The organism is Escherichia albertii NBRC 107761 = DSM 17582 (assembly GCF_000759775.1).
In the GTDB taxonomy this organism is placed as follows: Bacteria; Pseudomonadota; Gammaproteobacteria; order Enterobacterales; family Enterobacteriaceae; genus Escherichia; species Escherichia albertii.
Genome location: NZ_BBMY01000050.1, coordinates 18,283 through 30,723 on the forward strand (window position 1 = coordinate 18,283; position 12,441 = coordinate 30,723).

Annotated in this window: 8 protein-coding genes; all 8 read right to left on the minus strand. The window is 52.1% G+C overall.

Translation table 11 applies throughout. The features are described from left to right. Positions 1 to 62: 62 nt before the first annotated feature. Positions 63 to 4,286, minus strand: a complete 4,224-nt coding sequence (rpoC, locus tag EA14781_RS10980; RefSeq protein ID WP_000653939.1) for a DNA-directed RNA polymerase subunit beta' — start codon at positions 4,284 to 4,286, stop codon at positions 63 to 65. Between the two features lie 76 nt (positions 4,287 to 4,362). Next, entirely contained in the window at positions 4,363 to 8,391 is a 4,029-nt protein-coding gene (gene rpoB, locus EA14781_RS10985; protein ID WP_002460546.1) for a DNA-directed RNA polymerase subunit beta, read from the minus strand. Positions 8,392 to 8,709: 318 nt separating this feature from the next. Next, positions 8,710 to 9,078 carry a 50S ribosomal protein L7/L12 gene (rplL, locus tag EA14781_RS10990; protein ID WP_000028876.1) on the minus strand — a complete coding sequence of 123 codons (369 nt, stop codon included), beginning with the start codon at positions 9,076 to 9,078 and terminating at the stop codon, positions 8,710 to 8,712. A 66-nt stretch (positions 9,079 to 9,144) separates the two neighbouring features. Next, the gene (rplJ, locus tag EA14781_RS10995) at positions 9,145 to 9,642 is read right to left on the minus strand and encodes a 50S ribosomal protein L10 (RefSeq protein ID WP_001207201.1); all 498 of its coding nucleotides are present in this window, start codon (positions 9,640 to 9,642) and stop codon (positions 9,145 to 9,147) included. 346 nt (positions 9,643 to 9,988) lie between these two features. Continuing rightward, positions 9,989 to 10,693, minus strand: a complete 705-nt coding sequence (gene rplA, locus EA14781_RS11000) for a 50S ribosomal protein L1 (RefSeq protein ID WP_001096679.1) — start codon at positions 10,691 to 10,693, stop codon at positions 9,989 to 9,991. Between the two features lie 3 nt (positions 10,694 to 10,696). Next, positions 10,697 to 11,125 carry a 50S ribosomal protein L11 gene (gene rplK, locus EA14781_RS11005; protein WP_001085926.1) on the minus strand — a complete coding sequence of 143 codons (429 nt, stop codon included), beginning with the start codon at positions 11,123 to 11,125 and terminating at the stop codon, positions 10,697 to 10,699. A gap of 158 nt (positions 11,126 to 11,283) precedes the next feature. Continuing rightward, positions 11,284 to 11,829 carry a transcription termination/antitermination protein NusG gene (gene nusG, locus EA14781_RS11010; protein WP_001287521.1) on the minus strand — a complete coding sequence of 182 codons (546 nt, stop codon included), beginning with the start codon at positions 11,827 to 11,829 and terminating at the stop codon, positions 11,284 to 11,286. Position 11,830: 1 nt separating this feature from the next. Then, a complete protein-coding gene (gene secE, locus EA14781_RS11015; RefSeq protein WP_001275702.1) occupies positions 11,831 to 12,214 on the minus strand; it encodes a preprotein translocase subunit SecE in 384 nt (127 codons plus the stop codon). Positions 12,215 to 12,441 lie beyond the last annotated feature (227 nt).

Consider the following 12,441-nt stretch of genomic DNA (forward strand, 5'->3'; position numbering starts at 1 on the left):
CTGAACTACACCCATAAAAAAACCCGCCGAAGCGGGTTTTTAAGTTATTTGCGGATTAACGATTACTCGTTATCAGAACCGCCCAGACCTGCGTTCAGCAGTTCTGCCAGGCTGGCAGATGCGTCTTCTGCAGTCACCTGCGGTGCAGCCGGAGCTTCACCTGCAGCACGGCGACGCATACGATCCTGGTGGTACGCGTAACCGGTACCTGCCGGGATCAGACGACCCACGATAACGTTCTCTTTCAGACCACGCAGTTCGTCGCGTTTGCCCGCAACGGCTGCTTCGGTCAGCACGCGAGTGGTCTCCTGGAACGATGCCGCGGAGATGAAGGACTCGGTTGCCAGAGACGCTTTGGTGATACCCAGCAGATCGCGGGAGTAAGTTGCCCCCACTTTGCCGTTCGCTTCCAGTTCGCGGTTAGCGATCTTGACGCGAGAGTATTCAACCTGTTCGCCTTCCAGGAAGTCGGAGCTACCCGCATTAACGATAGTCGCTTTACGCAGCATCTGACGAACGATAACTTCGATGTGCTTATCGTTAATCTTAACGCCCTGCAGACGGTATACGTCCTGAACTTCGTTAACGATGTAACGAGTCACAGCATGAACGCCACGCAGACGCAGAATGTCATGCGGCGCTTCTGGACCGTCGGAAATTACGTCACCACGTTCTACACGTTCACCTTCGAACACGTTGAGCTGACGCCATTTCGGAATCATCTCTTCGTACGGTTCGCTGCCATCTACCGGGGTGATAACCAGACGACGTTTGCCTTTGGTTTCTTTACCGAAGGAAACAACGCCGCTGACTTCAGCCAGGATTGCCGGCTCTTTCGGACGACGCGCTTCGAACAGATCCGCAACGCGCGGCAGACCACCGGTGATATCCTTGGTACCGCCGGATTCCTGCGGAATACGCGCCAGGGTGTCACCGGAGCTTATCTGTACGCCATCTTCCAGTTGAACAATCGCTTTACCCGGCAGGAAGTACTGCGCAGGCATGTCAGTCCCTGGGATCAGAACGTCGTTACCCTGAGCATCAACGATTTTCAGCGCCGGACGCAGATCTTTACCACCTGCGGTACGTTCTGCAGAATCCAGAACCACCAGCGAAGACAGACCGGTCAGTTCATCGGTCTGACGCGTAATGGTCTGACCGTCGATCATGTCAGTAAAGCGAACAAAACCGCTTACTTCGGTGATAACCGGCATGGTGTGCGGGTCCCAGTTTGCAACGGTTTCGCCGCCAGCAACCTGTTCGCCATCGCCTTTCGCCAGTACCGCACCGTAAGGTACTTTGTAGCTTTCTTTGGTACGACCGAATTCGTCGATCAATTTCAGTTCAGTGTTACGGGAAGTGATAACCAGTTTACCGCTGGAGTTCACAACCGACTTCACGTTGCTGAGCTTGATGCTACCTTTGTTTTTCACCTGAATACTGGATTCAGCAGCCGCACGAGATGCCGCACCACCGATGTGGAACGTACGCATGGTCAGCTGTGTACCCGGTTCACCGATGGACTGTGCCGCGATAACGCCGATAGCTTCACCTTTGTTGATGAGGTGACCACGCGCCAGGTCACGACCATAGCAGTGCGCACATACACCAAAGTCGGTGTCACAGGATACAACGGAACGAACTTTAACCGCGTCGACAGAGTTCTCTTCCAGCAGGTCACACCACTGTTCGTGCAGCAGCGTGTTGCGCGGAACAAGAATGTCGGCAGTACCCGGCTTCAGAACGTCTTCTGCAGTGACACGACCCAGTACGCGATCGCGCAGCGGCTCTTTAACATCGCCACCCTCGATAACCGGAGTCATCAGGATACCTTCATGGGTACCACAATCGTCTTCGGTAACCACCAGGTCCTGCGCTACGTCAACCAGACGACGGGTCAGGTAACCAGAGTTTGCTGTTTTCAGTGCGGTATCCGCCAGACCTTTACGAGCACCGTGGGTAGAGATGAAGTACTGGAGTACGTTCAGACCTTCACGGAAGTTCGCGGTGATTGGCGTTTCGATGATGGAGCCATCCGGCTTCGCCATCAGACCACGCATACCAGCAAGCTGACGAATCTGTGCCGCAGAACCACGCGCACCGGAGTCGGCCATCATGTAGATGCTGTTGAAGGAAACCTGTTTCTCTTCCTGACCGTCACGGTTGATAACGGTTTCAGTTTGCAGGTTATCCATCATCGCTTTGGATACACGATCGTTCGCCGCAGCCCAGATATCGATAACTTTGTTGTAGCGTTCGCCCGCAGTTACCAGACCAGACTGGAACTGCTCCTGAATTTCAGCAACTTCTGCTTCTGCCTCGGAGATGATTTCGTGTTTCTTCTCCGGGATGACCATGTCATCAATACCAACAGATGCACCAGAACGCGCTGCATAGGCAAAGCCGGTATACATGATCTGGTCCGCAAAAATAACGGTCGGTTTCAGACCGAGAATGCGGTAGCAGGTGTTCAGCATTTTGGAGATTGCTTTTTTACCCAGCGCCTGGTTGACGATGGAGTAAGGCAGACCTTTCGGTACAATCATCCACAGAATGGCACGACCAACAGTCGTGTCTTTCAGGCTGGTTTTCGCGACTAATTCACCGTTAGCATCTTTTTCATACTCAGTGATACGCACTTTAACGCGCGCATGCAGAGAAGCCAGACCGGAGCGATACAGGCGTTCTGCTTCTTTCGGGCCAGTCAGCACCATGCCTTCGCCTTTGGCGTTAACACAGTCACGGGTCATGTAGTACAGACCCAGTACAACGTCCTGAGACGGAACGATGATTGGTTCGCCGTTCGCCGGGGACAGGATGTTGTTGGTAGACATCATCAGCGCACGCGCTTCGAGCTGGGCTTCCAGCGTCAGCGGTACGTGAACAGCCATCTGGTCACCGTCGAAGTCGGCGTTATATGCCGCACAAACCAGCGGGTGCAGCTGGATAGCTTTACCTTCGATCAGTACCGGTTCAAATGCCTGGATACCCAGACGGTGCAGAGTCGGTGCACGGTTCAGCAGTACCGGGTGTTCGCGGATAACTTCGTCCAGGATATCCCAAACGACAGCTTCTTCGCGCTCAACCATTTTCTTCGCAGCTTTAATGGTGGTAGCAAGACCACGCAGTTCCAGCTTGCCGTAGATGAACGGTTTGAACAGTTCCAGTGCCATTTTCTTCGGCAGACCGCACTGATGCAGACGCAGGTATGGACCTACGGTGATTACAGAACGACCGGAGTAGTCAACACGCTTACCGAGCAGGTTCTGACGGAAACGACCCTGTTTACCTTTGATCATATCGGCCAAAGATTTCAGAGGACGCTTGTTAGAACCGGTGATTGCACGACCGCGACGACCGTTATCCAGCAGGGCGTCTACCGCTTCCTGCAGCATACGTTTTTCGTTACGTACGATGATGTCCGGCGCAGCCAGATCCAGCAGACGTTTCAGACGGTTGTTACGGTTAATGACGCGACGATACAGATCGTTCAGGTCAGAAGTCGCGAAACGACCACCATCCAGCGGAACCAGCGGACGCAGATCTGGCGGCAGTACCGGCAGAACGGTCAGGATCATCCACTCTGGTTTGTTGCCAGACTGAACGAACGCTTCCAGCAGCTTGATACGCTTGGTCAGCTTTTTACGCTTGGTCTCGGAGTTGGTTTCGTTCAGCTCTTCACGCAGCTGTTCGCACTCTTGCTCCAGATCCATGCTCTTCAGCAGGGCCTGGATTGCTTCCGCCCCCATTTTTGCGTCGAATTCATCACCGAACTCTTCCAGCGCGTCCAGATACTGCTCTTCAGTCAGGATCTGCTGACGCTCCAGGTTGGTCATACCGCCTTCGATAACCACATAGGATTCAAAGTACAGTACGCGTTCGATATCGCGCAGCGGCATATCGAGCAGCAGGCCGATACGGGACGGCAGCGATTTCAGGAACCAGATGTGCGCAGTCGGGGAAGCCAGTTCGATGTGGCCCATACGCTCACGACGTACTTTGGTCTGGGTCACTTCAACGCCGCACTTCTCACAGATAACGCCACGGTGTTTCAGGCGCTTGTACTTACCGCACAGGCACTCGTAATCTTTTACCGGCCCAAAGATACGGGCGCAGAAAAGGCCGTCACGTTCTGGTTTGAACGTACGGTAGTTGATGGTTTCCGGCTTTTTAACTTCACCGAAAGACCATGAACGGATCATGTCTGGCGAAGCCAGAGCAATTTTGATCGCATCAAACTCTTCGGTTTTAGTCTGCGCTTTCAGAAACTTTAATAAATCTTTCACGGATTTGCTCCCGTCGGAGTTAGCACAATCCGCTGCCGGGAATTATCCCGACAGCAGCGACCTGTTTGAGCGAGAATTACTCGTCTTCCAGTTCGATGTTGATACCCAGCGAACGAATCTCTTTCAACAATACGTTGAAGGATTCTGGCATGCCCGGCTCCATCTGATGGTTGCCGTCCACGATGTTTTTATACATCTTGGTACGACCGTTCACGTCATCAGACTTAACTGTGAGCATTTCCTGCAGGGTGTATGCCGCGCCATAGGCTTCCAGCGCCCACACTTCCATCTCCCCGAAACGCTGACCACCGAACTGCGCCTTACCACCCAGCGGTTGCTGAGTAACCAGGCTGTAAGAACCGGTAGAACGCGCGTGCATTTTGTCGTCGACCAGGTGGTTCAGTTTCAGCATGTACATGTAACCTACGGTTACCGGACGTTCGAACTGTTCACCTGTGCGGCCGTCATACAGAGTGATCTGACCAGAAGTCGGCAGGTCGCCCAGTTTCAGCAGTTCTTTAATTTCTGCTTCTTTCGCACCGTCGAAGACCGGCGTTGCGATTGGCATACCTTTGCGCAGGTTTTCAGCCAGACGCATAACTTCTTCATCGCTGAAGGTACTCAGGTCAACTTTCTGACGAACGTCAGCGCCCAGATCGTACGCACGCTGGATGAATTCGCGCAGTTTCGCGACTTCTTGCTGCTGTTTCAGCATGGCGTTGATCTTGTCGCCAATACCTTTCGCAGCCATACCCAGGTGGGTTTCCAGAATCTGACCGATGTTCATACGAGACGGTACGCCCAGCGGGTTCAGTACGATGTCTACCGGCGTACCGTTTTCATCGTAAGGCATATCTTCGATCGGGTTGATCTTAGAAATTACACCCTTGTTACCGTGACGACCTGCCATCTTGTCACCAGGCTGGATACGACGTTTAACCGCCAGATAGACCTTAACAATCTTCAGCACGCCCGGTGCCAGATCGTCGCCCTGGGTGATTTTGCGGCGTTTCGCTTCGAGTTTCTTCTCGAACTCGTGTTTCAGTTCGTCATACTGCTCAGCCAGTTGTTCCAGCTGATTTTGTTTCTCTTCGTCGGTCAGGCCCAGTTCAAGCCAGCGATCGCGCGGCAGTTTGTCGAGCTTCTCAGCTTCAACGCCACCGGCTACCAGTACTGCACGGATACGGCTGAACAGACCCGCTTCGAGGATCTGCAGTTCTTCAGACAGGTCTTTCTTCGCCTGTTTGAGCTGCATTTCTTCGATTTCCAGCGCACGCTTGTCTTTTTCTACGCCATCGCGAGTAAAGACCTGAACGTCGATAACCGTACCGGATACACCGTTTGGTACGCGCAGAGAAGAGTCTTTAACGTCAGACGCTTTCTCACCGAAGATCGCACGCAGCAGTTTTTCTTCTGGGGTCAGCTGGGTTTCACCTTTCGGCGTTACCTTACCCACCAGGATGTCGCCACCAGTTACTTCAGCACCAATGTAAACGATACCGGATTCATCCAGTTTGGAGAGCGCAGCTTCACCCACGTTCGGGATGTCAGCGGTGATCTCTTCCGGCCCCAGCTTGGTGTCACGGGACACACACGCCAGTTCCTGAATGTGGATGGTGGTGAAACGGTCTTCCTGAACCACACGCTCAGAGACGAGGATGGAGTCTTCGAAGTTGTAACCATTCCACGGCATGAACGCTACGCGCATGTTCTGACCGAGCGCCAGTTCACCGAGGTCGGTGGACGGACCATCTGCCAGCACGTCGCCACGTTCTACTGGTTCACCCAGAGACACACACGGCATCTGGTTGATACAGGTGTTCTGGTTAGAACGGGTGTATTTGGTCAGGTTGTAGATGTCGATACCTGCTTCGCCCGGATACATTTCGTCTTCGTTAACTTTGATAACGATACGGGAAGCATCCACGTACTGAACGACACCACCACGTTTAGCCACCGCAGTTACACCGGAGTCAACGGCAACAGCACGTTCCATACCCGTACCAACCAGCGGCTTATCAGCACGCAGAGTCGGAACGGCCTGACGTTGCATGTTCGCACCCATCAATGCACGGTTGGCGTCATCGTGTTCAAGGAACGGGATCAGGGACGCACCGACGGATACCACCTGTTGGGTGGATACGTCCATGTAGTCAACCTGGTCGCGGCTGAACAAGCTGGATTCGCCTTTGCTACGGCAAGTTACCAGGTCCTCAACGAAGCGGCCTTCTTCATCCAAGTTGGAGTTCGCCTGGGCAATAACGTAGTTGCCTTCTTCGATAGCAGACAGGTAGTGAATTTCGTCGGTTACCACACCATCGGTCACTTTACGATACGGAGTCTCGAGGAAGCCGTATTCGTTAGTCTGTGCGTACACGGACAGAGAGTTGATCAGACCGATGTTCGGACCTTCAGGCGTTTCGATAGGACATACGCGACCGTAGTGAGTCGGGTGTACGTCTCGAACTTCGAAGCCCGCGCGTTCACGAGTCAGACCGCCAGGGCCGAGTGCGGAGATACGACGTTTGTGCGTAATCTCAGACAGTGGGTTGTTCTGGTCCATAAACTGAGACAGCTGGCTGGAACCGAAGAACTCTTTCACTGCTGCAGAAATCGGTTTGGCGTTGATCATGTCCTGAGGCATCAGGGTATCCAGATCGCCCAGAGACAGACGCTCTTTCACCGCACGCTCTACACGTACCAGGCCAACGCGGAACTGGTTCTCCGCCATTTCGCCAACGGAACGGATACGACGGTTGCCGAGGTGGTCGATATCATCGACTTCGCCTTTACCGTTACGGATATCGATGAGCTTTTTCATAACATCAATGATGTCGTCTTTGCTCAGGATACCGGAACCTTCGATTTCTTCGCGCAGCAGAGAACGGTTGAACTTCATGCGACCAACCGCAGACAGGTCATAGCGGTCTTCAGAGAAGAACAGGTTCTCGAACAGGCTTTCGGCAGCTTCACGAGTCGGCGGCTCGCCAGGGCGCATCATACGGTAGATTTCTACCAGTGCGCTCAGACGGTCATTAGTTGGGTCGACACGTAAGGTTTCAGAGATATATGGGCCGTGATCCAGATCGTTGGTGAACAGCGTTTCGATACGCTTGTGACCAGACTGGCTCAGCTTAGCCAGCAGATCCAGGCTCAGCTCCATGTTCGCAGCACAGATCAGCTCGCCGGTAGACTCATCAATGTAGTCTTTAGCAACCACTTTACCCGCGATGTACTCAACCGGAACTTCGATCAGTTTGACGTCGTCTTTTTCCAGCTGGCGAATGTGGCGCGCAGTAATACGGCGGCCTTTTTCTACGTACACTTTACCGTTAGCTTCGATGTCGAAAGATGCGGTTTCACCACGCAGGCGTTCCGGCACCAGTTCCATCTGCAGCTTGTTGTCGCGGATTTCAAAAATAACTTTTTCAAAGAACAGGTCGAGGATCTGTTCAGTGGTGTAGTTCAGGGCACGCAGAATGATGGTCGCAGGCAGTTTACGGCGACGGTCGATACGTACGAACAGGTTGTCCTTCGGATCGAATTCGAAGTCCAGCCAGGAACCACGGTAAGGAATGATGCGCGCGTTATACAGCACTTTACCCGAAGAGTGGGTTTTACCTTTGTCGGAGTCAAAGAAGACGCCCGGACTACGGTGCAACTGGGAAACAATAACACGCTCAGTACCGTTGATAACAAAGGTACCGTTGTCAGTCATGAGCGGAATTTCGCCCATGTAGACTTCTTGTTCTTTAATGTCTTTTACTGTGCCTTCCGGCGCTTCGCGCTCATAGATCACCAGACGCAGTTTAACGCGCAGCGGTGCGGAATAGGTCACGCCACGGATTTGACATTCCTGGACGTCAAACACCGGTTCGCCAAGGCGGTAGCTGACGTATTGCAGCTCGGAATTACCGCTGTAGCTCTGAATCGGGAACACGGAACGGAAAGCAGCTTCCAGACCATACTGCCCTTCAGGATCTTGCTCGATGAACTTCTGAAACGAGTCAAGCTGGATAGAAAGGAGATAAGGTACATCCAGAACTTGTGGACGTTTACCAAAATCCTTACGAATACGTTTTTTCTCGGTATAGGAGTAAACCATAGGGTTCCTCAGCTCGCTGACAAGTCGACCCATCTGTCCTGCGGGGGACAGTTTGTGCAACACTATTTTGTTGACCGGAAAATGGAACACTTTCCGCAATGCCTGTTGCTATCACGCTTAAACCATTTCATTGCGATTTACACAGAACGGACGTTCTGTCGCAGTATATTAAGTCGTCGATAGAAACAAGCATTGAAAGGCACAGCAGTAGTCAAACAGTGTGAAACGCTACTGGCGCCTTACAGCGCAAAAAGGCTGGTGACTAAAAAGTCACCAGCCATCAGCCTGATTTCTCAGGCTGCAACCGGAAGGGTTGGCTTATTTAACTTCAACTTCAGCGCCAGCTTCTTCCAGAGCTTTTTTCAGTGCTTCAGCGTCATCTTTGCTCACGCCTTCTTTCAGAGCAGCCGGAGCAGATTCTACCAGGTCTTTAGCTTCTTTCAGACCCAGGCCAGTTGCGCCACGTACTGCTTTGATAACAGCAACTTTGTTAGCGCCAGCAGCTTTCAGAATTACGTCGAATTCAGTTTTTTCTTCAGCAGCTTCAGCAGCCGGGCCAGCAGCTACAGCTACAGCAGCAGCAGCGGAAACACCGAATTTTTCTTCCATTGCAGAGATCAGTTCTACAACGTCCATTACAGACATAGCTGCAACTGCTTCAATGATTTGATCTTTAGTGATAGACATTTAAATTGTTCCTGAATATCAGAATAAGTTTATACGTAAGCGAATGCGTTAAAAAGATAACTGCGATTACGCAGCTTCTTTCGCATCGCGTACAGCAGCCAGAGTACGAACCAGTTTGCCAGCCGAAGCTTCTTTCATGGTTGCCATCAGGCGTGCAATTGCTTCTTCGTAGGTCGGCAGAGTTGCCAGGCGGTCGATCTGAGACGCCGGGATCAGCTCACCTTCAAAGGCAGCGGCTTTGACCTCAAATTTTGCATTCGCTTTCGCGAACTCTTTGAACAGACGAGCAGCAGCGCCCGGGTGTTCCATAGAGTATGCAATCAGGGTCGGACCAACAAACGCGTCTTTCAGGCACTCGAACGGAGTACCTTCAACAGCACGACGCAGCAGGGTGTTACGAACAACACGCATGTATACGCCAGCTTCGCGACCTGCTTTACGCAGTTCAGTCATTTTATCTACAGTTACGCCACGGGAATCCGCAACTACTGCAGACAGCGCGCCTTTGGCTACTTCGCTGACTTCAGCAACAATCGCTTGTTTGTCTTGAAGATTTAAAGCCATTAGCTTTGCTCCTGGATGTTTGCCAGAGAAAATCTCTGGAACTCACTTCACTCCTCCAAATGGAGAGAGCATCTTTAATACGGTGAGCAGAAACAAGCCAGAATATAAAAGAATAATCTTAGCGTTCTGTCACCGTCTACGCAGGGTATTAAGTCTCTTACGAAACACCTGCGGTCTTCGACGGAGGTCTGGATAGGCCAGACTCCAACGAACAAATCTTTTCTACCCGTCGCTATTCAGTTTGTAACGGCCTTGCCGCCCCTCGAATATCGCGGATATAAACCTGCTTTAAGCAGCATACGTGGGGGGTAAGATTGTAGACAAAATCACCGCCCACGTAAAGGCATTAGTTTGCAGATGCGCTCAGGCCAGCCTGGTCAACTGCAACACCTGCACCCATGGTGGTGGAGATGCTAACTTTCTTGATGTACACGCCTTTCGCCTGAGTCGGTTTTGCTTTTTTCAGCGCAACCAGCAGAGCTTCCAGGTTTTCTTTCAGTTTGTCAGCGTCAAAGTCCACTTTACCGATGGTGGTGTGGATGATGCCGTTTTTGTCGTTACGGTAACGGATCTGGCCAGCTTTAGCGTTTTTAACCGCTTCAGCAACGTTCGGCGTTACAGTACCCACTTTCGGGTTTGGCATCAGGCCGCGCGGACCCAGAACCTGGCCCAGCTGGCCAACAACGCGCATTGCATCCGGGGAAGCAATAACAACGTCAAAGTTCATTTCGCCTTTCTTGATCTGGTCAGCCAGATCTTCCATACCTACCAGTTCAGCGCCTGCAGCTTTAGCAGCTTCAGCGTTTGCACCCTGAGTAAATACGGCTACGCGAACGGAACGGCCAGTACCGTGCGGCAGTACAGTTGCGCCACGTACGTTCTGGTCAGATTTACGAGCGTCGATGCCGAGGTTAACAGCAACGTCCACGCTTTCTACGAATTTAGCAGTCGCCAGCTCTTTCAGCAGAGCGATAGCTTCGTTGATGTCGTACTGTTTGGTCGCATCAACTTTCTCGCGGATAACACGCATGCGCTTGGTCAGTTTAGCCATTTCTTAGTCCTCCACTACCAGGCCCATGGAACGTGCAGTACCTTCGATGGAGCGAGTCATCGCTTCAATGTCGGCACCAGTCATGTCGGCAGCTTTGGTCTGCGCGATTTCCTGCAGCTGAGCGCGGGAAATTTTACCCACTTTGTCTTTGTTCGGCTTACCGGAACCAGACTTGATACCAGCCGCTTTTTTCAGCAGAACTGCTGCCGGCGGAGTCTTGGTAACGAAAGTGAAAGAACGGTCAGCGTAAACAGTGATAACTACCGGGATCGGCAGACCTTTTTCGATGGAATCCGTTTTTGCGTTGAACGCTTTGCAGAATTCCATGATGTTTACGCCCTGCTGACCCAGAGCCGGACCTACTGGCGGGCTCGGGTTAGCCATACCAGCTGCAACCTGCAGCTTGACATAGGCTTGTACTTTCTTAGCCATTATAAATTCCTCAAGTTGGGTAATAGCGCCTCTGAGAGGCTCCCCGTGATATAAAAAATCGTTTTACGGGCAATGCCCATAAAAACAAAAGGCGCGAAATTGTATTCCAATCTCGCGCCTTGTGCAACGATTAAATCGCCGCTTTTTTGATCATTGAGTTAGGCTTTTTCAACCTGGCTGAAGTCCAGCTCTACCGGGGTCGCACGACCGAAGATAGAAACAGACACTTTCAGGCGAGACTTCTCGTAATCCACCTCTTCAACAACACCGTTGAAGTCAGCGAATGGACCATCATTAACACGAACCATTTCACCCGGTTCAAACAACGTTTTCGGACGAGGCTTGTCACCAACCTGCTGTAGGCGGTTCATAATCGCATCGACCTCTTTATCGCTGATTGGCGCAGGACGATCGGAAGTACCGCCGATGAAGCCCATCACACGCGGTACGCTGCGCACCAAATGCCAGCTCGCGTCATTCATCACCATCTGAACGAGGACGTAGCCCGGGAAGAATTTGCGCTCGCTTTTGCGGCGCTGACCGCCACGGATTTCAACCACTTCTTCGGTTGGAACCATGACTTCACCAAACAACTCTTCCATGTTGTGTAATTTGATATGCTCACGCAGCGAAGTCGCTACGCGGCCTTCAAAACCGGAAAACGCCTGAACGACGTACCAGCGCTTTTTAGGAGCTTCAGACATCTCAGAACCTCAGGCCAGTGATAAAGGATACCAGGCGAACCAGAATACCATCCAGTCCCCACAGGATCAGTGACATTACTGCGGTAACCGCAGCCACAATCAGCGTGGTGTGCAATGTTTCCTGGCGAGTCGGCCAAATGACCTTACGGACTTCGGTACGCGCTTCACGGGCAAAAGCAACGGTTGCTTTACCTTTTGTCGTTAACAGCGCGACACCGCCCGCTGCAGCAATAAGAATTACTACGGCCAGCGCACGCAACGGCAACATAATGTCGCGATAAAGGTAGTTGCCTACAATTGCCACCAGGAGCAACGCAACCACAACGACCCACTTCATCGCTTCCAGGCCGCGCCCGCTTCCTTGAGCTTCGGTATTCGCACTCATAAACCAACCTGTCAGAAGTATTCTACAAACATTTTCACCCCGCGATCGCGAGGCAAACCAAATCGAAACGCGTATTAGCTTTTCGGATTATACGCCCTCAACAGAGCCTGTCTCAGCAATGATTATGACAAAGAAAATCACTGATGAGCCAAGTTCTGGTACGAAAGCGTGCAAAAAGGGCATCAAATGATGCCCTTTTATTGCGCATTGCGTCAAATGTTATCGGC

Excerpts from the sequence above, each read along its gene's own strand:
- rpoB (WP_002460546.1), bottom strand. The coding sequence starts at position 8,391 with ATGGTTTACTCCTATACCGAGAAAAAACGTATTCGTAAGGATTTTGGT.
- rplL (WP_000028876.1), bottom strand. The coding sequence starts at position 9,078 with ATGTCTATCACTAAAGATCAAATCATTGAAGCAGTTGCAGCTATGTCT.
- rplJ (WP_001207201.1), bottom strand. The coding sequence starts at position 9,642 with ATGGCTTTAAATCTTCAAGACAAACAAGCGATTGTTGCTGAAGTCAGC.
- rplA (WP_001096679.1), bottom strand. The coding sequence starts at position 10,693 with ATGGCTAAACTGACCAAGCGCATGCGTGTTATCCGCGAGAAAGTTGAT.
- rplK (WP_001085926.1), bottom strand. The coding sequence starts at position 11,125 with ATGGCTAAGAAAGTACAAGCCTATGTCAAGCTGCAGGTTGCAGCTGGT.
- nusG (WP_001287521.1), bottom strand. The coding sequence starts at position 11,829 with ATGTCTGAAGCTCCTAAAAAGCGCTGGTACGTCGTTCAGGCGTTTTCC.
- secE (WP_001275702.1), bottom strand. The coding sequence starts at position 12,214 with ATGAGTGCGAATACCGAAGCTCAAGGAAGCGGGCGCGGCCTGGAAGCG.